At 76.1% G+C, this 23,432-nt stretch carries 20 protein-coding genes; 14 read left to right on the forward strand and 6 right to left on the reverse strand.

What is annotated here, in order from left to right; genetic code table 11:
- The first annotated feature begins 23 nt into the window (after positions 1-23).
- The 7 genes from ACI8AD_RS20520 (at position 24) to ligA (ending at position 10,075) form a co-directional block, all read left to right on the forward strand.
- Positions 24-989 (forward strand): electron transfer flavoprotein subunit alpha/FixB family protein, encoded by a 966-nt coding sequence (locus ACI8AD_RS20520; protein ID WP_456872378.1) that lies wholly within the window; start codon positions 24-26, stop codon positions 987-989.
- Positions 990-1,070: 81 nt separating this feature from the next.
- On the forward strand, positions 1,071-2,468 hold the full coding sequence (locus ACI8AD_RS20525; RefSeq protein ID WP_456872379.1) for an MFS transporter: 1,398 nt from the start codon (positions 1,071-1,073) through the stop codon (positions 2,466-2,468).
- Entirely contained in the window at positions 2,465-3,646 is a 1,182-nt protein-coding gene (locus tag ACI8AD_RS20530; protein ID WP_456872380.1) for a cysteine desulfurase family protein, read from the forward strand. The genes ACI8AD_RS20525 and ACI8AD_RS20530 overlap by 4 nt, the downstream gene beginning before the upstream one ends.
- A gap of 6 nt (positions 3,647-3,652) precedes the next feature.
- Positions 3,653-4,723: a tRNA 2-thiouridine(34) synthase MnmA gene (gene mnmA / locus ACI8AD_RS20535; RefSeq protein ID WP_456872381.1), complete on the forward strand. Its 1,071-nt coding sequence runs from the start codon at positions 3,653-3,655 to the stop codon at positions 4,721-4,723.
- 193 nt (positions 4,724-4,916) lie between these two features.
- On the forward strand, positions 4,917-6,800 hold the full coding sequence (locus tag ACI8AD_RS20540; RefSeq protein WP_456872382.1) for a bifunctional metallophosphatase/5'-nucleotidase: 1,884 nt from the start codon (positions 4,917-4,919) through the stop codon (positions 6,798-6,800).
- Between the two features lie 39 nt (positions 6,801-6,839).
- The gene (locus ACI8AD_RS20545) at positions 6,840-7,865 is read left to right on the forward strand and encodes a methionine synthase (protein WP_456872383.1); all 1,026 of its coding nucleotides are present in this window, start codon (positions 6,840-6,842) and stop codon (positions 7,863-7,865) included.
- Between the two features lie 59 nt (positions 7,866-7,924).
- Complete coding sequence (gene ligA, locus ACI8AD_RS20550) at positions 7,925-10,075, forward strand: NAD-dependent DNA ligase LigA (RefSeq protein ID WP_456872384.1); 2,151 nt, start codon at positions 7,925-7,927, stop codon at positions 10,073-10,075.
- Positions 10,076-10,081: 6 nt separating this feature from the next.
- On the opposite strand, the gene ACI8AD_RS20555 is transcribed toward ligA, so the two are convergent.
- The 4 genes from ACI8AD_RS20555 to ACI8AD_RS20570 form a co-directional block, all read right to left on the reverse strand.
- Complete coding sequence (locus tag ACI8AD_RS20555) at positions 10,082-10,813, reverse strand: class I SAM-dependent DNA methyltransferase (RefSeq protein ID WP_456872385.1); 732 nt, start codon at positions 10,811-10,813, stop codon at positions 10,082-10,084.
- Positions 10,814-10,874: 61 nt separating this feature from the next.
- Entirely contained in the window at positions 10,875-11,726 is an 852-nt protein-coding gene (locus ACI8AD_RS20560) for a class I SAM-dependent methyltransferase (RefSeq protein WP_456872386.1), read from the reverse strand.
- Positions 11,727-11,743: 17 nt separating this feature from the next.
- Positions 11,744-13,666 (reverse strand): DUF222 domain-containing protein, encoded by a 1,923-nt coding sequence (locus tag ACI8AD_RS20565; protein ID WP_456872387.1) that lies wholly within the window; start codon positions 13,664-13,666, stop codon positions 11,744-11,746.
- A gap of 150 nt (positions 13,667-13,816) precedes the next feature.
- Positions 13,817-14,485, reverse strand: coding sequence for an ACT domain-containing protein (locus ACI8AD_RS20570; RefSeq protein WP_456872388.1), 669 nt, complete (start codon positions 14,483-14,485; stop codon positions 13,817-13,819).
- A 193-nt stretch (positions 14,486-14,678) separates the two neighbouring features.
- Between ACI8AD_RS20570 and gatC the strand changes: the two genes are divergently transcribed.
- Genes gatC through gatB form a run of 4 tightly spaced genes read left to right on the forward strand, consistent with a single transcriptional unit; the run spans position 14,679 to position 18,170 of the window.
- A complete protein-coding gene (gene gatC, locus ACI8AD_RS20575) occupies positions 14,679-15,008 on the forward strand; it encodes an Asp-tRNA(Asn)/Glu-tRNA(Gln) amidotransferase subunit GatC (protein ID WP_456872389.1) in 330 nt (109 codons plus the stop codon).
- On the forward strand, positions 15,005-16,498 hold the full coding sequence (gene gatA / locus ACI8AD_RS20580; protein ID WP_456872390.1) for an Asp-tRNA(Asn)/Glu-tRNA(Gln) amidotransferase subunit GatA: 1,494 nt from the start codon (positions 15,005-15,007) through the stop codon (positions 16,496-16,498). Before gatC ends, gatA begins: the two co-directional genes overlap by 4 nt.
- Positions 16,495-16,674: a hypothetical protein gene (locus ACI8AD_RS20585; RefSeq protein WP_456872391.1), complete on the forward strand. Its 180-nt coding sequence runs from the start codon at positions 16,495-16,497 to the stop codon at positions 16,672-16,674. Before gatA ends, ACI8AD_RS20585 begins: the two co-directional genes overlap by 4 nt.
- Positions 16,671-18,170, forward strand: coding sequence for an Asp-tRNA(Asn)/Glu-tRNA(Gln) amidotransferase subunit GatB (gatB, locus tag ACI8AD_RS20590; RefSeq protein ID WP_456872392.1), 1,500 nt, complete (start codon positions 16,671-16,673; stop codon positions 18,168-18,170). Before ACI8AD_RS20585 ends, gatB begins: the two co-directional genes overlap by 4 nt.
- A 33-nt stretch (positions 18,171-18,203) precedes the next feature.
- Here the strand turns inward: gatB and ACI8AD_RS20595 are convergent, their stop codons facing one another.
- Positions 18,204-19,376 carry a PQQ-dependent sugar dehydrogenase gene (locus ACI8AD_RS20595; RefSeq protein ID WP_456872393.1) on the reverse strand — a complete coding sequence of 391 codons (1,173 nt, stop codon included), beginning with the start codon at positions 19,374-19,376 and terminating at the stop codon, positions 18,204-18,206.
- Positions 19,377-19,455: 79 nt separating this feature from the next.
- Between ACI8AD_RS20595 and ACI8AD_RS20600 the strand changes: the two genes are divergently transcribed.
- Both ACI8AD_RS20600 and ACI8AD_RS20605 read left to right on the forward strand, forming a co-directional pair.
- The gene (locus ACI8AD_RS20600; RefSeq protein WP_456872394.1) at positions 19,456-20,415 is read left to right on the forward strand and encodes a 2-hydroxyacid dehydrogenase; all 960 of its coding nucleotides are present in this window, start codon (positions 19,456-19,458) and stop codon (positions 20,413-20,415) included.
- Between the two features lie 31 nt (positions 20,416-20,446).
- The gene (locus ACI8AD_RS20605; RefSeq protein WP_456872395.1) at positions 20,447-20,827 is read left to right on the forward strand and encodes a PH domain-containing protein; all 381 of its coding nucleotides are present in this window, start codon (positions 20,447-20,449) and stop codon (positions 20,825-20,827) included.
- Here the strand turns inward: ACI8AD_RS20605 and ACI8AD_RS20610 are convergent.
- The gene (locus tag ACI8AD_RS20610) at positions 20,809-21,645 is read right to left on the reverse strand and encodes a helix-turn-helix transcriptional regulator (protein WP_456872396.1); all 837 of its coding nucleotides are present in this window, start codon (positions 21,643-21,645) and stop codon (positions 20,809-20,811) included. The genes ACI8AD_RS20605 and ACI8AD_RS20610 overlap by 19 nt on opposite strands.
- Positions 21,646-21,728: 83 nt before the next feature.
- On the opposite strand from ACI8AD_RS20610, the gene ilvD reads away from it, so the two are divergent.
- Positions 21,729-23,432 carry a dihydroxy-acid dehydratase gene (ilvD, locus tag ACI8AD_RS20615; RefSeq protein WP_456872397.1) on the forward strand — a complete coding sequence of 568 codons (1,704 nt, stop codon included), beginning with the start codon at positions 21,729-21,731 and terminating at the stop codon, positions 23,430-23,432.

Here is a 23,432-nt window from a genome sequence, read left to right on the forward strand (position 1 = left end):
GCGAACAGGAGAGGCGAACACCCATGGCAGAGGTCCTGGTCCTCGTCGAGCTGAACCCGGCCGACGGCACCGTCCGCAAGGGCACCCTCGAGGCGCTCACCGCCGCCCGCGCGCTCGGTGAGGTCTCGGCGGTCGTCGCCGGCGGCCCCGGCGTGGCCGCCGGTGCGCGCGAGCAGCTCGCCGAGTACGGCGCGGCGAAGGTCTACGCCGCCGAGTCCCCCGAGATCGACGAGTACCTCGTCGCCCCCAAGGCCGAGGTGCTCGCGCAGCTGGTGGCGCAGGTGTCGCCGGCCGCCGTCGTCATCCCCTCCTCCCCGGAGGGCCGTGAGGTCGCCGGTCGGCTGGCCCTGAAGACCGGCAGCGGCTTCCTCACCGACGTCACCGAGATCGCCCCGGACGGCACCGCCACCCAGGTGATCTTCGCCGGGGCGCAGATCGTGCACTCGAAGGTCACGGTCGGCACCCCGATCTACACCCTGCGCGGCAACTCGGTCACCCCCGAGCCGGCGCCGGCCGCCGGGGAGACCGTGCCGGTCGAGGTCGCGCTGTCCGAGCAGGCGAAGCTGACCCGCGTCGTCGACAAGGTCGTCGAGCAGAAGAGCAACCGGCCCGAGCTCACCGAGGCGTCGATCGTCGTCTCCGGTGGCCGCGGGGTGGCCAGCGCGGAGAACTTCGCGCTCATCGAGGCCCTGGCCGACTCCCTCGGCGGCGCCGTCGGTGCCTCCCGCGCCGCGGTCGACTCCGGCTTCTACCCGCACAGCTTCCAGGTCGGGCAGACCGGCAAGACCGTCTCGCCGCAGCTCTACATCGCCGTCGGCATCTCCGGTGCGATCCAGCACCGGGCCGGCATGCAGACGTCGAAGACGATCGTGGCCGTCAACAAGGACCCCGAGGCCCCGATCTTCGAGCTGGCCGACTTCGGCGTCGTCGGCGACCTGTTCCAGGTCGCCCCGAAGGCCACCGAGCTGATCCGGGCCCGCAGGGGCTGACGGCACCGGCACGTCGAGCGCCGGCCCCACGGGGCCGGCGCTCGACGCGTTCTGCGGGGACGGGACCGAGGACGGGCGGACGTGGACGGGCGGGACGCAGCCGGGGCGAGCATCTGGGACGCCGCCCACCGACGGACGACGATCGGCCTGCTGACCCTCGTCACCCTCGTCGCCTTCGAGGCGATGGCCGTCGGGACGGCGATGCCGCGCGCGGTCGCCGAGCTCGACGGCGTCGCCTGGTACGCGTGGCCGTTCAGCGCCTTCCTGGTCGCCTCGGTCGTCGGGATGGTCCTCGGCGGCGAGGTGGGGGACCGGCGGCCACCGGGACCGGGCGTCCTCGCCGGCGTGGTGACCTTCGCCGCGGGCCTGGTGGTCGCCGGCCTCGCCCAGCACATGGCCGTGCTCGTCCTCGGCCGCGCCGTGCAGGGGCTCGGGGCCGGCGTGGTCATCGTGCTGCTCTACGTCGTCGCCGGGCAGGCCTACTCCTCGCGGCTGCGCCCCCGCCTGTTCGGCGCCTTCGCCGCGGGCTGGGTGCTGCCGGCACTCGTCGGGCCGCTGACCGCCGGGCTGGTGACCACCGCCGTCGGCTGGCGGGCGGTCTTCCTCGGGCTGGTGCCCCTCGTCGCGGCCGGTCTCGTGCTGCTGCTCACGGCCGGTCCCGGGGAGGCGCCCGCCGTCGCGCAGGCGGCCCGGCGCGGGCACGGCCGCATCGCCTGGGCGCTGCTCGCGGGCAGCGGCATCGCCGCGCTGCAGTACGCCGCGCAGCGGCTGGACCTCCCCGCCGTCGGCATCGCCGTCCTCGGCGCGGCCGGCCTGGCCGCCGCGCTGCGCCGGCTGCTGCCGCGCGGCACCGTCCGGGCCCGCCCCGGCATCCCGGCCGTCGTCGCCGCACGCGGCCTGATGGCCGGTGCCTTCTTCGGCATGGACGCCCTGCTCCCGCTCGTCCTGACCGAGCAGCACGGGTGGAGCGCGGCCACGGCCGGACTGCCGCTGACCGCCGGCGCCGTCGGCTGGGTGACCGCCGCCCAGCTGCAGGGGCGGCGGCCCGACGTCCCGCGCCAGCGGGTGCTCCGGCTGGGGTGCCTCGTGCTCGCGGCGGCCCTGGCCGCCACGGCGACGACGGCGGTCCCCGCGCTGGGCGGGTGGCCGGCGTACCTCACGTGGGCGCTGGCGGGGGTCGGCATGGGCCTGGGCATGCCGAGCGTCGGGGTGCTGCTGCTCGACCAGTCGCCGGAGGCCGAGCGGGGGGCCAACTCGGCCGCCCTGCAGATCTCCGACGTGACCGCGTCGGCGCTGTGCGTCGGGCTCTCGGGCGTCCTGGTGGCCGGCGCCGCCGACGCCGGCGGCCCGCTGTGGCCCGCGGTGCTCGCGGCGGTCGCCGTGCTGACCCTCCCGGCGCTGCTGGGCGCCCGGGTGGCCGGGCGCACGGTCGCGCTCGCCCGGGCGGGTTCCTCGCGCGCGACTAACCTGGGCCGGTGACCTACCTCGACCACGCGGCGACCACGCCGGTGCTCCCCGAGGTGCTCGCCGCCATGACCGAGCAGTGGGGCCGGGTGGGCAACGCCTCGTCGCTGCACGCCGCCGGCCGCGCCGCGCGACGGGAAGCCGAGCAGTCCCGGGAGCGGCTGGCCGAGGTCCTCGGCGCCCGCCCGTCGGAGGTGCTCTTCACCGGCGGCGGCACCGAGAGCGACAACCTCGCCGTCAAGGGCCTGTTCTGGGCGCGGCGGGAGGCCGACTCCCGCCGCCGCCGGCTGGTGGTCAGCCCCGCCGAGCACCACGCCGTCCTCGACAGCGCCGAGTGGCTGGCCAAGCACGAGGGCGCCGAGGTCACCTGGCTGCGCCTGGAGCCCACCGGGCGGGTCACGCCCGACTCGCTGGCCGAGGCGCTGGGCGACGGGTCCGACGTCGCGGTGGCCAGCGTCATGTGGGCCAACAACGAGATCGGCACGGTCAGCGACGTCGCGGCCCTGGCCGAGGTCGCGCACGCGGTCGGGGTGCCGCTGCACACCGACGCGGTGCAGGCCGTCGGCCAGGTGCCGGTCGACTTCGCCGCCAGCGGCGTCGACGCGCTGACCATGACCGGGCACAAGCTCGGCGGCCCGATGGGCGCCGGCGCGCTGCTGCTGCGGCGCGAGGCCGAGTGCACGCCGCTGCTGCACGGTGGCGGCCAGGAGCGCGACGTCCGCTCGGGCACGCTCGACGTCCCGGCCATCGTCGGCCTCGCCGTCGCCGCCACCACCGCCGTCACCTCCCGGACCGCGCGGGCCGCGCGGCTGGCGGCGCTGCGCGACCGGCTGGTGGCCGGCGTGCTCGAGCAGGTGCCCGACGCGCAGCTCAACGGCGCCCCGCTGGACGACGTCGTCGCCGGCGGCCCGGGCCGGCTGCCCGGCAACGCGCACCTGTCCTTCCCCGGCGCCGAGGGCGACGCGCTGCTCATGCTCCTCGACGCCCGCGGCATCGAGTGCTCCACCGGCTCGGCCTGCAGCGCGGGCGTCGCCCGCCCCAGCCACGTGCTCACCGCCGTCGGCGCGGAGGCCGACCGGGCCCGCAGCTCGCTGCGGTTCAGCCTCGGCACGACGAGCACCGACGACGACGTCGCCGCCCTGCTGGCCGTGATCGCCCCCGTGGTCGAGCGCGCCCGCCGGGCGGGGAGGTAGCGGCCGGTGCGCGTGCTCGCCGCGATGAGCGGCGGCGTGGACTCCGCCGTCGCCGCCGCCCTGGCCGTCGACGCCGGCCACGACGTCACCGGCGTCCACCTGGCGCTCTCGCCGGACCGGCAGACGCTGCGCAGCGGCGCCCGTGGCTGCTGCAGCGTCGAGGACGCCCACGACGCGCGCCGGGTCGCCGACGAGCTGGGCATCCCGTTCTACGTCTGGGACCTCGCCGAGCGGTTCACCGAGGACGTCGTCGACGACTTCGTCGCCGAGTACGCCGCCGGCCGCACGCCCAACCCGTGCCTGCGCTGCAACGAGCGGATCAAGTTCACCGCGGTCCTCGACCGGGCGCGGGCATTGGGCTTCGACGCCGTCGTCACCGGCCACCACGCGCGGCTCGAGGGCGGCCGGCTGCGCCGCTCGGTCGACGCGGCCAAGGACCAGTCCTACGTCCTCGGGGTGCTCACCGCCGAGCAGTTGGCGGGCGCGGCGTTCCCGCTCGGCTCGATGACCAAGGAGCGGGTGCGGGCGATCGCCGCCGAGCGTGGCTTCGCCGTGGCGGCCAAGCCCGACTCCCACGACATCTGCTTCATCCCCGACGGCGACACCCGCGGCTTCCTCACCCGGCGGCTCGGCGCCCGGCCGGGCCCCGTCGTCGACGCCGCCACCGGGGCCACCCTCGGCACGCACGAGGGCACCCACGGGTTCACCGTCGGCCAGCGGCGGGGGCTCGGTGTCGCCGTCGGTGACCAGCGGCCGCGGTACGTGCTGTCCATCGAACCGGTGACGCGCACGGTCACCGTCGGCACCGCCGACCTCGCTGGCGTCGACGTCGTCCGTACCGGCCGGCCCACCTGGACCGGCACGCCGCCGCAGCTGCCGCTGCGGGCCGAGGTGCAGCTGCGGGCCCACGGCGCCCCGGTCGGCTGCGAGGTCACCGCCGGCCCGGGCGGCGGGCTGGTGCTCGCCCTGGCGCAGCCGCAGCGGGGCGTCGCTCCCGGGCAGTCGGCCGTCCTCTACTCTCCCGATCCGGTCCGCGGTGACCTGGTGCTCGGCCAGGCGGCGGTCGCGCGTCCCTGAGCGGTCCCCGGAGGGGTCCCCGAGGGGTTCCCGAGACGTTCCCGCGGCGTCACCGGAGAGACCTGGTGCCGGAACGGTTCGTCACCTACGGTGTGCGGCGAGCCACGACCTGCGCGTGTGCAGCCCGGCTCGGAACCCCGCCCCGGCCGTCGCCCCCGGCGGTCCGGACCCACCCGTCCTCCGGAGGACCCCCTTGCGCCGAACGCGCCTCCCCCTCGCCGCCGCCGCCGCGGTGGCGACCACGGCCGGCCTGCTGGCCGTCCCCGCCGCGGCGCAGGCCGCTCCCGGCAGCGGCAACGGCGGCCTGCCCGTTCAGCTGATCGCCATGAACGACTTCCACGGGCGGATCAGCCCCCAGTCCGGTGGTGACGGTGAGTTGGTCACCTCGCCCGGCCCCGACGGCGATTACACGACCGCCGCGGACAACGTCGTCGAGAAGGTGGGTGGCGCCGCCAACATCGCCACCACGCTCGCCGGGATCCGCGAGGACTGGGGCGGACCGGAGAAGAACACCTTCTTCGTCGGCGCCGGTGACCTGGTCAGCGCCTCCCCGTTCAACTCCAGCGTCTTCAAGGACGAGCCGACCATCGAGGTGCTCAACGCCCTCGGGCTGGACTTCTCCGCGGTGGGCAACCACGAGTTCGACCGCGGCCAGGAGGAGCTCTACCGGATCTCCGGCGCCACCGACGGGCAGTTCTCCGACGACGTCGAGGCCTGCGAGGGCGTCACGGTGGGTGTCGACGGCTGCTTCGGCGAGGGCGAGCACGCCTTCGAGGGCGCGCAGTTCCCCTACCTCGCGGCCAACGTGACCGACACCGCCACCGGGAAGCCGATCCTGCCGCCGTACGAGATCGTGCAGACCACCGGCAACCGCCGGGTCGGCCTGATCGGCGTCGTCACCGACGACACCCCGAACATCGTCGCCGCCAGCGGGATCGAGGGGCTGACCTTCGGCGACGAGGCCACCGCCGTGAACCGGTACGCTGCGGAGCTGCAGACCCAGGGCGTCCAGGCGATCGTCGTGATGGTCCACGAGGGCGGCACCCAGGGCGCCGGCGGCGGCTTCGACCGCTGCGTGGGCGACATGGCGGGCACGCCGATCGGCGCCATCAACGCCGCCGTCGCGCCGTCGGTCGACGTCATCATCAGCGCGCACACCCACGTGCCCTACGACTGCGTGCTGCCCGACCCGGCCGGCAACCCCCGCTTGGTCACGCAGGCCGGCTTCTACGGCAAGGCGCTGACCGACATCCGGTTCCGGCTCGGCAGCGACGGCGACGTCGTCCGCAGCACCGCGACGGCTGCGAACGTCCCGGTCCGCCAGACCTCGCCGGACCCGGAGATCGCCTCGATCGTCAGCTATTGGGAGGCCCGCGCCGCCGAGGCCGGCAACGTGCCGGTCGGGCGGCAGTCCGCCGACCTCGACCGTGCCTACCGCGCGGGTGCGCCGGTGCGCGACTCGGAGTCCTCGCTGGGCAACCTGGTGGCCGACGCGCAGCTCGCCGCGTTCCCGGACGCCGACGTGGCGTTCATGAACCCCGGGGGGCTGCGTGCGGACATCAACTGTGCCGCCGGGACGCCCGTGGGGACGATCACCTACGCCGAGACCTTCGCGGTGCAGCCGTTCAGCAACACGGTCAACTCCGTGACGCTGACCGGCGCGGGGATCGAGCAGGTGCTCGAGCAGCAGTGGGCCACTCGCAGCGGCGCGGCGAGCTTCCTGCAGCTTTCGGTGTCGGGCCTGACGTACTCCTTCGACCCGCGCCGCCCGGTCGGCGACCGGATCGACCCGGCGTCGATCCTGATCGGCGACGCGCCGCTGGACCTCGGGGCGACCTACACCGTCGTGGCCAACTCGTTCCTCATCGAGGGCGGCGACTCCTTCACCGCGTTCCGCACCGCCCGTCCGGCCGGCGAGACCGCGGTGACCGGGCCGAACGACGTGGACGCGTTCAACGCCTACCTCGCCGCGCAGGACACCGCGGTCGCTCCTCCGGCGCTCACCCGCGCCACGTCGCTGGACCCGGCGCAGCCGTTCGACGACGACCGCTCCGGCCGGGGGCCCTGCACCGTCTGACCCACGGGGGTGTCACGGCGTCGGGATAGCGTCGCCGCCGTGGCCACCCCGACCGAGCCCGAGACCACTCCCGACCCGAGGCCGGTCCCCGCACCCTGGGGGCCGGCCTCGGGCGTCGGGTCGCTGCCCGGCACCGACCCGGCCGAGGCGCTGCGGGTCGTCCTCGGCGAGCTGCCCGAGCTGCCGCACCTGCCGGAGCTCCCCGCGCGCGGCCCGGGCGCCGACCTGATCGGCCGCAGCGCCGCCCTGCTGGTCGACCTCGCCGTCGACCTCACCCCCGGCGGCTGGCGGCTGGTGCCGCGGGGCGGGATCGACCTGCGCCGGGCCCAGGAGCTCATGGCCCGCGACCTCGACGCCCTCCACGACGTCGCCGAGGCCCACCGGGGGCCGTTCAAGGTGCAGGCGGCCGGCCCCTGGACGCTGGCCGCGGGGCTGGAGCGCGAGCGCGGCGAGCGGGCGGTCGTCGACCCCGGCGCCCGGCGGGACCTGGGGCAGTCGCTGGCCGAGGGCATCGCCGCGCACGTCGCCGCGGTGTCCGCCCGCGTGCCCGGCGCGCGGGTCGTCGTCCAGCTCGACGAGCCCTCCCTGCCCGCGGTGCTGCAGGGGGCCCTGCCGACGGCGAGCGGGTTCGGCCGGCTGCCCGTCGTCGCCGCGCCCGACGTCGAGTCCGAGCTGGCCGCCGTCGTTGCCGCGGTCCCCGGGCCGGTCGTCGTCCACTGCTGTGCGAACCGGGCGCCACTGGACCTGCTGCGCGCCGCCGGCGCGGCCGCGCTGTCGTTCGACCTCGGGCTGGTGCAGGACCTCGACGCGCTCGGGTCCGCCGTGGAGGCGGGCACCCACCTGTTCACCGGCGTCGTGCCCGGCACCGACGCCCCGCTCCCGGCGCCCAGGGCGACGGCCTCGCGGCTGCGGGCCTGGTGGCGGGAGCTGGGGTTCCCCGCCGACGACCTGCACGCCGCGGTCACCCTCACTCCCGCGTGCGGCCTGGCCGGGGCGAGCCCCGGCTACGCCCGGGCGGCCATGACCCACGTCCGCGAGGCCGCCCGGTACCTCCTGCCGGAGTGACCGACACCCGATCGGGCAGTGCGCGGGTCGGCGTCGTATCCGGCGGATACCGTCCAGGCGTGAGCACGGACGCCGAGCTGGACACCCCGCAGGTCGCCGCGGTCGCCGAGCGGGAGGACCTCACCGAGGTCCCCGACGACGCCCGCACCCGCCACCGGGACCTCTCCGAGGAGCTCGACCGCTACGCGTTCGCCTACTACGTGCAGGACGCGCCGCTGGTCAGCGACGGCCAGTACGACGAGCTGATGGCCGAGCTCAAGGCCATCGAGGCGCAGCACCCGGCCCTGGTCACCCCCGACTCGCCGAGCCAGAAGGTCAACGGCGGCTTCACCGCCACGTTCGCGCCGGTCGCCCACCTCGAGCGCATGCAGAGCCTGGACAACGTCTTCGACGGCGACGAGCTGTCGGCGTGGGCGAACCGGGTGGCCCGCGACGCCGGCGCCGGGGTGGCCTGGCTGTGCGAGCTCAAGGTCGACGGCGTCGCGGTCGCGCTGGTGTACGAGCGGGGCCGGCTGGTGCGCGCGGCCACCCGCGGCGACGGCACGACGGGGGAGGACGTCACCGCCAACGTCCGCACCATGCGCGACGTCCCGCAGCAGCTCACCGGGGACGACCTGCCGGAGCTGCTCGAGGTGCGCGGCGAGATCTACTTCCCGGTGAGCGGGTTCGCCGAGGTCAACGCCGGCATGGTCGAGCAGGGCAAGGCGCCCTTCGCCAACCCGCGCAACGCCGCCGCGGGCTCGCTGCGGCAGAAGGACCCGCGGATCACCGCCTCCCGGCCGCTGCGGCTGGTCGTGCACGGCCTCGGCGCGCGCCGCGGGTTCGACGCCGAGCGCCAGTCGGAGGCCTACGAGCGGCTGCGGGCGCTCGGCCTGCCGGTCAGCGACCGGTTCCAGGTGGTCGACGACCTCGAGGCGGTGTGGGCCTACGTCGAGCGCTACCGCGAGCAGCGGCACTCGGTCGAGCACGAGATCGACGGCGTCGTCGTCAAGGTCGACCAGGTGGCACTGCAGCGGCGCCTCGGGTCGACGGCGCGGGCGCCGCGCTGGGCCATCGCCTTCAAGTACCCGCCGGAGGAGGCGACGACGAAGCTCCTCGACATCCGGGTCAACGTCGGGCGCACCGGCCGGGTGACGCCGTTCGGCTACATGGAGCCGGTCAAGGTCGCGGGGTCGACCGTGCAGCTGGCCACCCTGCACAACGCCAGCGAGGTCCAGCGCAAGGGCGTGCTGATCGGCGACACCGTCGTCATCCGGAAGGCCGGCGACGTCATCCCCGAGATCCTCGGCCCGGTGGTCGCCGCGCGGACCGGCGACGAGCGGCCGTTCGTCATGCCCACGCACTGCCCCGAGTGCGGCACGGAGCTGCGGCACGAGAAGGAGGGTGACGCCGACATCCGCTGCCCGAACGCGCGGTCGTGCCCGGCGCAGCTGCGGGAGCGGGTCTTCCACGTGGCCGGCCGCGGTGCCTTCGACATCGAGGTGCTCGGCTACGAGGCGGCGATCGCGCTGCTGGCCGAGCACCTGCTGGAGGACGAGGGCGACGTCTTCGACCTCACCGAGGACGCGCTGTCGCGCACCAGCTTCTTCACCAAGAAGGACGGCACGCTCTCGGCCAACGGGCAGCGGCTGCTGGCCAACCTGCAGGCGCGCAAGGACGTCCCGCTGTGGCGGGTGCTCGTGGCGCTGTCGATCCGGCACGTCGGGCCGACGGCCGCGCAGGCGCTGGCCCGCGACTTCCGCTCGCTCGACCGGATCGCCGAGGCGTCGGAGGAGGAGCTCGCCGCCGCTGACGGCGTGGGCCCGACGATCGCCCGGTCGGTGCGCGACTGGTTCGCCGTCGACTGGCACCGCGGGGTCGTGGAGAAGTGGCGCCGCGCCGGCGTGCGGCTGGCCGACGCCGGGGAGGACGCGCCGCCCGGGCCGCTGACCGGCGTCACCGTGGTCATCACCGGCTCGCTGCGCGACCTCTCGCGCGACCAGGCGATCGCCGCGGTGCAGGAGCGCGGTGGCAAGGTCACCGGCTCGGTGTCGAAGAAGACCGGCTTCGTCGTCGTCGGGGCCGACCCGGGCAGCAAGTACGACAAGGCCGTGGCGGCCAAGGTGCCGATCCTCGACGACGACGGGCTGCGGGTGCTCCTCGAGGACGGGCCGGAGGCCGCCCGCGAGGTGGCGACGATCGGCGACGGCAGCCCGCCCGCGGGGGAGTGAGGCGGCTCAGGCCGGCGTCCGCCAGACCGAGACGTGCGCCCGGCTGTCGGAGGTGAACGGCCGGCGGTGCCAGTCCTCCCAGCGGGCGTGCGGCTCGAGCCCGGCCAGGGCGGCCATGAGGTCGAGCTCGGCGGGCCACACGTAGCGGAACGGCACCGAGACGACGTCCAGGTGCCCGTCGGTGACGGTGTAGTGGTGCGACACCAGGCGCTGCGTGGCGACGTCGTACTCGTCGAAGCCGAGCCGGGTGCGGGAGAGCCGGAAGGGCCGGGCGCGCTCGCCGGGCGGCAGGCGCTGCAGGTCGGGGACGCCCACCTCGACGATGAAGGCCCCGCCCGGGCGCAGGTGGCGGGCGGCGTTGCGGAAGCAGGCCACCTGCTCGCGCTGGGTGGTCAGGTTCATCACCGTGTTGAAGACCAGGTAGACCAGCGCGAAGGTGCCGTCGACGGTGGCCGACGCGACGTCGCCGAGGGTGACCGGGATGCGCTCGCCGCCCGGCTTGGCGCGCAGCCGGGCGACCATGTCGGCCGAGAGGTCGATGCCGTGCACGGGGACGCCGCGCTCCTGCAGCGGCAGCGCCAGGCGACCGGTGCCGATGGCGAACTCGAGCGCGGCGCCGTCCCCGGCGAGCTCCGCCAGCAGGTCGACCGCCGGGCCGACCACCGCGGGGTCGAACATCTCGGCCGACGCCTCGTCGTAGCGCTCGGCGACGACTCCGGCGAAGTGGTCGACGGGCACGGCGCCACGGTGCCGCCTGTCCTGGTCCCCGGGCCACCGGATTCCTGGCGTCGCCGGACTGCTACCGGCGCCAGACGTCGACCGTGGTGCCGGCCATCTGTTCGCTGAACCGTCCGTCGGGACCGGCCGCTGCGAGGAGCTGCCGGAGCCCGGCCTCGACGTCGCCGACCCGGTTCCCGAAGAGGTGGGGAGCTGCGCTCGACAGGGAGAACACACTGGCCACGACGTCGTCGGCGCTGCGGACCACCACGCGATCGGGGACCTCGATGCGGGTCGGGCCGGTGAAGCCGGCGGCCCGGTACACCTCGCTCTCGCGGGCGCCCAGCTCCTCGTCGGCGGATGCGACCTCGGGCAGGGTCCCCTGGCCGGCGCGGCGGCGCGGGCCGAGGAAGCTCCGGACGAGCTCGTCGATCTCCCGCCGCGGCGGCCTGGGATGCGGCAGGGGCAGGTCGCCGTCGATCCCCGTGTGTGTGGTGGCGTGCACGTGCACCAGGGCGCCGTCGGGGGCGAGTGCACCGTGCAGCAGGCGGGCCACGCGCTCCCGGTCCATCCAGTGGAAGGACTGCGCCAAGGTGACCACGCGGAACGGTCCCAGGTCGGCGGGCAGGTCCTCGGCCCGCAGGTGCAGCCAGTCCACGGTGGTGATCCCGGCGGCTGCGGCCTGGCGCGCCCCCTCGGCGAGCATCTCGGCGTCGGCGTCCAGGCCGGTCGCCCGCTCGAACCAGGGAGCGAGCAGCAGGGTGAGGGAGCCCGGCCCGCAACCGACGTCGAGCAGCCGGCCGGTGCCGTCGAGGGCGAGCTCGTCGACCAGGGCGTCGACCACCTCTGACGGATACGGCACGCGGCCCTGGACGTAGTGGGCCGCGCTCCCGCGGTACAGCGACGGGTCCCAGTCCCACCCGAGGTCGCTCACGCCGGCCAGTGTGGCCGTCAGTACGGCGGTGGGGTGGTGATGGCGGTGAGGCCGGATGGGGTGGTGACGGTGAGGGTGCCGTCGGGGGCCATGTGGTGGGTCCAGCCGGGTGCCTGGTGCTTGCCGCGGTGGTGACCGGTGCAGTAACCGGCCAGGTTGCCCGCGGCGGTGGGCCCGGCGGGCCAGGGGGTGTGGTGGTCGAGTTCGCCGCGGCGGGGAACGGGGCGGCGGCAGCCGGGGAAGCGGCAGCGGCGGTCGCGGGCGCGCACGAACCGGTCCAGGGCGGCGGCGGGCCGGTAGCCGGGGCTCTCAGCCGGAGCGCCCAGCCCGCTGCCGGCGCGGGCGGCGCGCTGCAGGCCGGGCAGGTCGGTGAGGCTGAGCAGGGCGCCGCTGAGGGTGTCGGTGAGGGCGAGGCGGGGCCGGTCGGCCAGCCCGCCGCCGGCCGTGCGGGCGAGCAGGTCGGCCAGGTCGGCGCGGGCGTGCGCGCCGGCGGCAACCAGGGCGGTCAGCGCGTCGGGTGCGGCGCTGACTCGCCCGGCGGGGCTGGTGGCCCAGGCGGTCTCGTCGGCGGTGTCGGCGCGCTGCGCGGTGGCCACCAGCCGGCGAGCGTGGCCGAGGGCGCGTTCGAGGGTGAGCAGGGCGGTGCCGGCGTCGTCGACGGCGCGGTCGGCGCGCGCCCACCAGCCGTCGGGCACGGCCGGGTCGGGGCGATGCCCTGGGGGCGCCAGTGATGGTGGGCCGTCGGGCCAGCTGTCGGGTGGTGGCCCGTCCTCCTCCAGATAGCAGGGGGCCGGCTCGGCGTCGAACTCCCCGGCCAGGACCCGCTGTTCCAGCTCCTCCGACCAGCGCGCGAAGTCCTCCTCCTCGGACACCACCGCGGATGTGCCCGCCCTGTCAGGCGGCTCGGGCCCGGCCGGTGCCGTGTCGGCGGGGGCGGTGTCGGCGGGGGCGGTGTCGGCGGGGGCGGTGTCGGCGGGCGCGGTGTCGGCGGGCGCGGTGTCGGGTTCGACGGACTCGGTCCCGTTCGCTTGGCCCGTCAGGGCGGCGAGCAGGGCACGCACCACCTCGGCGGGCACCACCTGCCCGTCGATCTCGCACGGGGCATCCCCGCCCAGCAGCGCCCCGACCGGGGCGACCACCGTCAGCGCGACCTGCACCGGGGGCAGCCCGCTCTCACCGGGCCGCAGCACCAGGTCCAGCAGGCAGTCGGCCATCTTCTGCCCGCGGCTGCGCCCATCGGCCGGATCGGCGGGCAGCGCGTCGGCGTAGGCGCGCAGCGCCGCCAGCAGCGCGCACGCCTCCGGAGTGCTCAGCAGCGCCGACACCACGCTCATCCCATCGGTGCGGTCCGGGCGGACGGTGATCCCCCGGCGGCGGACGGCCCGGGCCAGGTCGCGGGCGGCGTCACGGGCGCGGTGGGCGAGCACCACCCGGCGCACCTTGTCGCCCAGCTGCGCCGGGGTGGTCACCGACCGGCCGGCCAGCCACGCCAGCAGCTCGGTCTCGATGCGGGCGCGCAGCGCGTGGTCGGCGATCGGCGCGACGTGCTCGAGCAGGCACCACAGGTGCCCGGCGTGCAGCACCCCGGCCTGCAGCGCGTCGAGCACCCGCGGCAGCCGCTGCACCAGGGTGAGGGAGCGGACCAGCTCCTCCTCCGCCCGCTGCGCGGTCACGTTCAACGCGATCGCCAGCTCGGCGGTGGCCCACTCACTGACCGGCCGCAGCACCTCGGCCCGCGCCGCCCACCGCTCGGCCGACGTCGCGCCGGGCTCCCCGGGCTGGCGGTCGGCGCAGGCGGGACAGGTAGCGGCGAATGCCGCGATCGCCCGCGCGCGCAACGCGGTCTGCCGGGAGATCTCCCGGTCGGCGGCCTGCACCGCGCCCAGCGGCCCCGACGCCCAGCCCACCACGGGCTCGTCGACCACCAGGGTTTCCGTCACGCGTTCGATCATATGTTCGAACGCGTGGATGGGCAAGTGCTGAGGGCGCTGAACGAGCAGGTCGCGAGGGTGGCCGGCGGCGGTCCGGCGGTGCCGGCCCGTGGCCGCGGAGGAGTGACGGAACCTGGCCTGCGGCTGCTGCCAGTCGGCTCAGACCGGCGGGAGGTGCGCCACCGTGGCGGCGATACCCGTCAGGTGGGTCAGCCGGAGCAGCTCCGAGCGGCGAAACGCGGGACCCCCCGAGCGGCCGAGGACCACGGCGGTGGCGGGGTCGCCGAAGGGCGCCGCCATCATCTCGATGGCCATCTCCCGCCAGCGCTCGGGCAGCCAGTCGTCCTCGCTGGGCAGCAGCCGCGGCGTCGACAGCGGCAGCCACGGCAGCGCCAGGCCCTCGAGGGCGGGCGCGGCGTCGGAGGCGGCCAGCACCTCGCCGCCGCCGGCGCCGTCGGCCTGCACCACCGCCGCCCAGCCACCGTGGAACACCCGCGGCAGCTCGGCGGCGAGGATCTTGACCGCGGTGCCCTCGGGAGCGCGGGCGAGGGCCTCGAGCAGGTCGAGCTCGCGGTGGGTGTCCAGCGCGCCGGCGAAGGGCCGCAACGACTCCACCTGCACCCCCGGCACCGCCTGCGCGGCGGTGATGAGACTGTCGGGCAGCCGGCCGGGCGGCAGGTCGACGACGACGTCGTCGACGGCCACCCCGCCACCGCGCTCGAGGACGTCGACGGAGACGATGTCGACCCCCGCGTCGCCCAGCGCGGTCGCCACCGCACCCAGCAGGCCGGGGCGGTCGGGGACGACCAGCCGCAGGAGATAGGACACGGTTCCTCCGCTGACGACGTCGAGGGGCAGCCGATCGGCGTCGATCGAGTGGCGCCAGCAGCTTCCCCCACCGGGCACCCCGCGGTCGAGCGCGCTCCCCGGCCCGGCCGGGGCCCACGGCGGCCCGCGTACAGTGACCGGGTTGCGTCCCTGGCGCCGGCGCGGCGCCGACGACAGGAGTCCCGCCCCAGTCATGAGCACCACGACCCCCGAACCCGGAGCGGCACCCGCCCTCGGCCGCCAGGACATCGCGCACCTCGCGCGGCTGGCCCGGCTCGCCGTCACCGACGAGGAGCTCGACCGCTTCGCCGGCCAGCTGGGGGCCGTCCTCGACGCGGTGGCCCAGGTGCAGCGCGCCGACGTCGGCGACGTCGCCCCCACCACGCACGCCGTCCCGCTGACCAACGTCCTGCGGGCCGACGTCGCCACCCCGTGCCTGCCGCGCGACGCCGTCCTGGCCGCCGCCCCCGCCGCCGAGGACGGCCGCTTCCGCGTCCCGCGCATCCTGGGGGAGGAGGAGTGAGCGACCTCACCGCCCTCACCGCCGTCGAGCTGCAGGCGGCCCTGGCCGCCGGCGAGACCTCCTCGGTGGAGGTCACCCGCGCGCACCTCGACCGGATCGCCGCCGAGGACGGCGCCCTCGGCGCCTTCCTCCACGTCACCGCCGACGCCGCGCTCGCCCGGGCCGCGGAGGTCGACGCCTCGGGCACCGCGGGCACCGGCCTGGCCGGCATCCCGGTCGCCCTCAAGGACGTCTTCGTCACCGAGGGCGTGCCCACCACCAGCGGCTCGCGGATCCTCGAGGGCTGGCGGCCGCCCTTCTCGGCGACGGTCGCGAGCCGGCTCGCCGACGCCGGCACGGTGCTCCTCGGCAAGACGAACATGGACGAGTTCGCCATGGGGTCGTCCACCGAGAACTCCGCCTACGCGGTGACCCGCAACCCGTGGGACCACGACCGGATCCCGGGCGGCTCCTCCGGCGGGTCGAGCGCGGCGGTGGCCGGCCGGCTCGCGCCGCTGGCGCTGGGCACCGACACCGGCGGCTCGATCCGCCAGCCCGCGGCGGTCACCGGCCTGGTCGGGCACAAGCCCACCTACGGCTCGGTGTCGCGCTACGGGCTGATCGCCTTCTCCTCGAGCCTGGACCAGGCCGGCCCGATGGCCCGCACGGTCCTGGACGCCGCCCTGCTGCACGAGGCCATCGGCGGCCACGACCCGCGCGACTCCACGAGCATCGACGCGCCCGTGCCCACCGTCGTCGAGGCCGCCCGCCGCGGTGCCGGTGGCGACCTGTCGGGCCTGCGCGTCGGCGTCGTCCGCGAGCTCGGCGGCGAGGGTGCCCGCGAGGGCTACGAGCAGGGCGTGCTCGACCGGGTCGCCGAGGGGGTCGCGCTGCTCGAGGCCGCCGGCGCGCAGGTGCGCGAGGTGTCGTGCCCGTCGTTCGGGCTGGCGCTGCCGGCCTACTACCTCATCGCCCCCAGCGAGGCGTCGTCGAACCTGGCCCGCTTCGAGGGCATGCGGTTCGGTATCCGGGTGGGCGACGACGGCAGCCACGACGTCGACGAGGTCATGGCGCTGACCCGCGAGCAGGGCTTCGGCCCCGAGGTCAAGCGGCGGATCATCCTCGGCACGTACGCGCTGTCGGCCGGCTACTACGAGGCCTACTACGGGCAGGCGCAGAAGGTCCGCACGCTCATCACCCGCGACTTCAGCGCGGCCTTCGACGACGTCGACGTGCTCGTCAGCCCGACCAGCCCGACCGTGGCCTGGCCGATCGGCGCCCGTGTCGAGGACCCGCTGGCCATGTACGCCGCCGACCTGTGCACGCTGCCGGCCAGCCTCGCCGGCGTCCCGGCGATCTCGGTGCCGTGCGGGCTGTCCGACGGCCTGCCGGTCGGCCTGCAGGTGATGGCGCCGCCGCTGGCCGACGACCGCTGCTACCGCGTCGCGGCCGCCGTCGAGGCCGCGCTGGGCGCGCCGCTCACCGACCGCCTGCTGGAGCGTGCCGCGTGAACGGCGCGCTCAAGGCCGCGTGGGGGCTGACCGCCTTCGTGGTGCTGGCCGGGCTGGTGCTGTGGCTGGTCACCGGCGAGGCCGTCTTCGCCGTCTTCATCGTCCTGGGCCTGCTGACCGGCGTCGGTGCCTGGCTGACCGGGCGCACCACCCCGAAGGGAGACCGCACCCCGTGAGCGAGCCCCTCGTCGACTTCGACGACGTCCTCACCCGCTACGAGCCGGTCATCGGCCTGGAGACCCACGTCGAGCTGGGCACCGAGTCGAAGATGTTCTGCGGCTGCACGACCGCCTTCGGCGCCGAGCCCAACACCCAGACCTGCCCGGTGTGCCTGGGCCTGCCCGGCTCGCTGCCGGTGGCCAACGCCGCCGCGGTCGAGTCGACCATCCGGATCGGCCTGGCCCTGGGCTGCCGGATCGCCTCCTGGTCGCGCTTCGCCCGGAAGAACTACTTCTACCCGGACATCCCCAAGGGCTTCCAGACCAGCCAGTACGACGAGCCGCTGTGCACCGCCGGGCACCTCGACGTCGAGGTCGACGGCGAGACCTACCGCGTGGAGATCGAGCGGGTGCACCTGGAGGAGGACACCGGCAAGAACCTGCACGTGGGCGGGGCCACCGGCCGCATCCACGGCGCGGAGTACTCGCTGGTCGACTTCAACCGGGCCGGGATCCCGCTGGTCGAGATCGTCACCCGCCCGGTCGCCGGGGCCGGCGCGAAGGCGCCCGAGGTCGCCCGCGCCTACGTCACCGAGCTGCGCGAGATCATCCAGACCCTCGGCGCCTCCGACGTGCGCATGGAGCAGGGCAGCCTGCGCTGCGACGTGAACACCTCACTGGCCCCGGTCGGCAGCCTGGAGTGGGGCACCCGCACCGAGACGAAGAACGTCAACTCGCTGCGCTCGGTCGAGCGGGCCGTGCGCTACGAGATGCGCCGGCAGGCCGCGGTCCTCGACGGCGGCGGCCGGATCGTGCAGGAGACCCGCCACTTCCACGAGGACACCGGCAGCACGTCGCCGGGGCGCAGCAAGGAGGAGGCGACCGACTACCGGTACTTCCCCGAGCCCGACCTCGTCCCGCTGGCCCCCGACGCCGAGTGGGTGGAGAAGCTCGCCGCCGGGCTGCCCGAGCTGCCGGCCGCCCGCCGCGCGCGGCTGCGCGAGGAGTGGGGCCTGTCGGCCACCGAGATGGCCTGGCTGGTCAACGCCGGCGCCCTCGGGGTGGTGGAGGAGACCGTCGCCGCGGGCGCCTCGCCGGCCGACGCGCGCAAGTGGTGGCTGGGCGAGCTGGCGCGCCGGGCCAACGACGCCGGGGTGGAGCTGACCGCGCTGGCGGTCACCCCGCGGCAGGTCGCCGAGCTCAGCGCGCTGGTCGCCGAGGGCACCGTCAACGACCAGCTGGCCCGCCAGGCGCTCGACGGCGTGCTGGCCGGGGAGGGCGACCCGCGCGCCGTCGTCGAGTCGCGCGGGCTGGCCGTGCTGGGGGAGTCCGACGAGCTGGTGGCCGCCGTCGACGCCGCGATCGCCGGCGCCCCCGACGTCGTCGCCAAGGTGCAGGGCGGCAAGGTGCAGGCCCTCGGCGCGCTCGTGGGCGCGGTCATGAAGGCCACCCGCGGCAAGGCCGACGCGGCCACGGTGCGCCGGATGCTCGAGGAGCGGGTGCTCGGGAGCTGAGTCCGGGCGGGTGCGCCCGGCGGGCGCACCCGCTCAGACCGGGCTGGAGCCGGTCGAGCTCGGCGGGAGGATCCGCAGCACCCGGTCGTCGTCCTCGGCGGGGGTGCCGACGCCGTCCCGGTTGGACGTCGTGATCCACAGCGCGCCCTCGCCGTCGAGGACGACGGTGCGCAGCCGCCCGTAGCGGCCGCCGAGCAGCTCCTCGGGCACCTCGACGACGCCGCCCTGGCCGTCGACCTGCACGGCGTAGACCCGCTGCCCGTCGAGCGCGCCGAGGAACACCGTGGTGCCGGCGGCGGCGCACCCGCCCAGTCCGCCGGCGCCGTTGTCGACCGTGTGCACCGGCGGGACCGTCGCGGCACCGGGGGTGGGCCAGCCGTGGTCGGTGCCCTCGCTGAGCCGGTTGAGCTCGTCGGGCCCGGCCGCGGACTCGTCGACGGCGTAGACGACGGTCGGCTGGTCGCCGGTCAGGCAGACGGCGGTGACGTCGGAGAAGCCGCTGCTGAACACCGGCCCCGCGGCGTTGGCCGGCTGCCCGAAGACGTCGATGTGCAGCACCTTGCCGCCCAGCGACGTCAGGTCCTGCGCCAGGGCCGGGTTCCCGGTGTCCCCGGTGCCGACGTAGAGCGTGCCGTCGGGGGCGAACTGCAGGCCGCCGCCGTTGTGCGTCTCCCCGCGCGGGATGCCGGTGTAGACCGGGTTGGGCGTGCCGCCCATCGGGAAGCGGACGACGCGGTTGTCGGTCGCGGTCGAGACGTAGGCGTAGAACAGCCCGTCCTCGTCGAACGTCGGCGACAGCGCCAGGCCCAGCAGCCCGCCGTCGCCGGCGGTGTCGATCCCCGGCAGCACCATCAGCTCGCGCGGGGGGGAGCGGTCGGGGAACACCTGCAGCAGCCGGCCGGTCTCCCGCTCGCCGACCACCGCGCTGCCGTCGGGCAGCACGACCAGCCCGGTGGGCACGGTCAGGTCGGTGGCGACGACGTTGGGGTCGCCGGCGGTCTGCCCGGAGCCGGGCTCGGCGGGCTCACCGGGCGCCGGGGCGGGGGAGGACTCGGTGGGCGGGCCGACCTCCGGCGGGGCGCCCTCGGGCAGCGGCCGGAACGGCCCGCGCGGCTCGTAGCCGTCGTCGCCGCAGCCGGCGAGGACCAGGGTCAGGGCCACCGCGCAGGCGGCGCCGGCCGCCCGCCGTCCCCGCTGCCGCCTCACCCGGTCCACAGTACGGGCGGATCCCGGCGCCACGGTGCCACCGGGCGGCCCGCGGCGGCGGGTGCCAGTCTCGGGTGCCGTGGCCCCCGAGATCCGCGGTACCGACGTCGCCGGACCCGACGAGACGCTCACCGTCCTGGTCCCCACCTGCGAGCTGGCCGACGCCGCCGGCGCGCTGTCCCCGCGGGTGCGCGCGCTGGTCGCCGACCCCGGCGACGGCCCGCCGACCGGGGAGGCCGCGCAGGCGCAGGTCTGGGTGCCGCCCTTCGGCGGGTCGGTCCCCCCGCCGGAGTTCCTCGACGCGCTGCCGCGGCTGCGGCTGGTGCAGCTGCTCAGCGCCGGCGCCGAGCGCTTCGCCGGCCGGCTGCCCGACGGCATCGCGCTGTCCAACGCCCGCGGCGCGCACACCCCCGCGACGGCCGAGTGGGTGGTGGCCGCGACGCTGGCCGCACAGCGCGGGCTGCCCGACCTGGTGCGCGAGCAGGACGCCGGGCGGTGGTCGCCGCGCACCTTCTCCTCGCTGGTCGGGGCGCGGGTGCTCGTCGTCGGCGCGGGCGACATCGGCCGCCGGGTCGGCGCGATGCTGTCCGGCTTCGACGTCGAGCTCACCTACGTCGGGCGGACCGCCCGCGACGGCGTGCACGCCACCGCCGAGCTGCCGGGCCTGCTGCCGCACGCCGACGTCGTGGTCGTCCTCGTGCCGGTCACCGACGAGACCACCGGCCTGGTCGACGCCGCCTTCCTCGCCGCGATGCCCGACGGTGCCCTGCTGGTCAACGCCGCGCGCGGGGTCGTCGTCGACACGTCCGCCCTGCTCGCCGAGCTCACCGCCGGCCGGCTGCGCGCCGCCCTCGACGTCACCGACCCCGAGCCGCTGCCCGAGGGCCACCCGCTGTGGTCGGCGCCCGGGCTGCTGCTGACCCCGCACGTGGCCGGCACGGTGCCCGACGCCGGCCCCCGGGCGCAGGCCGCCGTCCTCGCCCAGCTGCGGCGGGTGCTGGCCGGCGAGCCGCTGGCCGACGTCGTCGACGCGTACTGAGACGCCGGCCGAGCGGGGATGATCGGCAGACGTGGCTGTCCTCGCACGTCTGCGGCTGAGCAAGGTCGCGCTGCTGCCCGTCGTCTTCCTCGCCGTCTGCGTGCTGCCGTTCGCCGCCGCGTCGCCCGCCGCCGCACTCGTGCTGCTGCTGCCGCTGGCCGCGGCGGCGTGGGTGCTGCGGGTCGGGGTCGACGTCGACGACGCCGGCATCACCACCCGCGGGCTGCTCGGGCAGCGCCGGGTGGCGTGGGACGACCTGGCCGGCATCCGCGTCGGGCGCAACGCGCGGCTGCGGCTGGTCACCCGCGAGGGCGGCGAGGTGCCGCTGCCGGTGCTGCGCGCCCGCGACCTGCCGCGGCTGGCCGGGTGGTCCGGCGGCCGCTTCGACGTCCCTCAGCCGCCGTCGGCCTGACCGGCGAGCACCTGCAGCCGGGCGGCGGTCCGGCTGCCCTCGGCCGCGGTGTAGACGACGACCTGCAGGCCGGGGGCGTCGGCCGGCGCGAGCTGGTGGTGCTCCAGGAACAGCGTGCCCACCTCGGGGTGCTCGAAGCGGCGCTCGGCGGAGCTGAACCGGTCGACGTCGTGGCTGGCCCACCCGGCGCGGAAGTGCGGGCTGGCCGCCTCCAGCCGGGACACCAGGTCGACGACGGCGGGGTCGGCCAGCCGCGGGCCGACCTCCGCGCGGAACTGGGCGAGGAACCGGCGGCTGTCGGTGGCCCAGTCGCCGAGCAGCGCGCGCACCGCGGGGTCGGTGAACACCAGCCACAGCAGGTTGCGCCCGGCGGCGGGGACGCGGGCGACACCGGGGTAGAGGCGCTCGTAGGCGCGGTTCCACCCGGCGATCGACCAGTCCGCGGTGATGGCGTAGGCGGGGGAGGGGCCCAGCGCGTCGAGCAGCCGCTGCACGTGCCCGGGCATCCCCCCGGCGGTGCCGTCCGGGGCGGGGCCGCCGTGCCCGGTCAGCCCCAGCACGTAGCCGTGCTCGGCCGGGGACATCCGCAGCGTGCGGGCCAGCGCGTCGACCACCTGACGGGACGGGTGGATGTCGCGGCCCTGCTCCAGCCACGTGTACCAGGTGTGGCTCACCCCGGACAGCAGCGCGACCTCCTCGCGGCGCAGCCCCGGCGTCCGGCGCGCCCCGGACGCCGGCAGCCCGGCGGCCCGCGGGTCGACCTGCCGGCGGCGGGAGCGGAGGAACTCCGCGAGTTCCCGGCGGGCGGGAGTGGGCACGGCCGGCCTCCTCGGTGGTGGTACCGGTACCAGTATCGAGCGCGCCTGGGACGGCCCCGCCGACCGGCCTACCCTGCTGTTCCGTGACCACCGTGGAGGAGCCCCGCGCCACCGCCGACGTCAAGCCCCGCAGCCGGGAGGTGACCGACGGCATCACCCGCGCCCCGGCGCGCGCGATGCTGCGCGCGGTCGGCATGGGCGACGACGACTGGGACAAGCCGCAGGTCGGCGTCGCCTCGTCCTGGAACGAGATCACCCCCTGCAACCTCTCGCTGGACCGGCTGGCCAAGCGGGCCAAGGAGGGCGTGCACGCCGCCGGCGGCTTCCCGCTGGAGTTCGGCACCATCTCCGTCTCCGACGGCATCTCCATGGGCCACGAGGGCATGCGCGCCTCGCTGGTCAGCCGCGAGGTCATCGCCGACTCGGTGGAGACGGTGGTGTTCGCCGAGCGCCTCGACGGCACCGTGCTGCTCGCCGGCTGCGACAAGTCGCTGCCGGGCATGCTCATGGCCGCCGCGCGACTCGACCTCGCCAGCGTCTTCCTCTACTCCGGGTCCACGCTGCCCGGCCGGCTCGGCGACCGCGACGACATCACGATCATCGACGTCTTCGAGGCGGTCGGCGCCTGCGCCCGCGGGCTGATCACCGAGGAGGAGCTGGGCGCCGTCGAGCGCGCCGCCTGCCCCGGCATGGGGTCCTGCGGCGGCATGTACACCGCCAACACCATGGCCAGCGTCGCCGAGGCGCTGGGCATGGCGCTGCCCGGCAGCGCCGCACCGCCGGCGCCGGACAGCCGCCGTGACGCCTTCGCCGTCGCCTCCGGCGAGGCCGTGGTCAACCTGCTGCGGAAGGGGATCACCGCGCGGCAGATCATGACCCGCGAGGCGTTCGAGAACGCGATCACCGTGGTCATGGCGCTGGGCGGCTCCACCAACGCCGTGCTGCACCTGCTGGCGATCGCGCACGAGGCGGGCGTCGAGCTGACCCTCGACGACTTCAACCGGATCGGTGACCGCACCCCGCACCTGGCCGACGTCAAGCCGTTCGGCCGCTACGTCATGACCGACGTCGACCGCATCGGCGGCGTCCCCGTGGTCCTGCGCGCGCTGCTCGACGCCGGCCTGCTGCACGGCGACACGCTCACCGTGACCGGGCGGACGATGGCCGAGAACCTCGCCGAGATCGCCCCGCCGGACCCCGACGGGGCGATCATCCACGCCATGTCCGAGCCGATCCACACGACCGGCGGGCTGACGATCCTGCGCGGTTCGCTCGCGCCCGAGGGCGCGGTGGTGAAGTCCGCCGGCTTCGACCGCGACGTCTTCGAGGGCACCGCCCGCGTCTTCGACGGCGAGCAGGGCGCCATGGACGCGGTCACCGAGGGCACGCTGCGGGCCGGCGACGTCGTCGTCATCCGCTACGAGGGCCCCAAGGGCGGACCGGGCATGCGCGAGATGCTCGCCGTGACCGGCGCGATCAAGGGCGCGGGCCTGGGCAAGGACGTCCTGCTGCTCACCGACGGCCGCTTCTCCGGCGGCACCACCGGCCTGTGCATCGGCCACGTCGCGCCGGAGGCCACCGAGGGCGGCCCGATCGCGCTGGTCCGCGACGGCGACCCGGTGCGCCTGGACCTCACCACCCGCACGCTGGACCTGCTGGTCGACGACGACGAGCTGGCCCGCCGCCGCGCGGACTGGGCGCCGCTGCCCCCGCGCTACACCACCGGCGTCCTCGGCAAGTACGCCAAGCTCGTCGGCTCGGCGGCCTCGGGCGCCATCTGCGGCTAG

The organism is Geodermatophilus sp. SYSU D00766, from assembly GCF_054049915.1.

What these genes read in the sequence shown, in the direction of transcription:
- ACI8AD_RS20520 (WP_456872378.1), top strand. Translation starts at nt 24, where the DNA reads ATGGCAGAGGTCCTGGTCCTCGTCGAGCTGAACCCGGCCGACGGCACC.
- gatC (WP_456872389.1), top strand. Translation starts at nt 14,679, where the DNA reads ATGAGCACCACGACCCCCGAACCCGGAGCGGCACCCGCCCTCGGCCGC.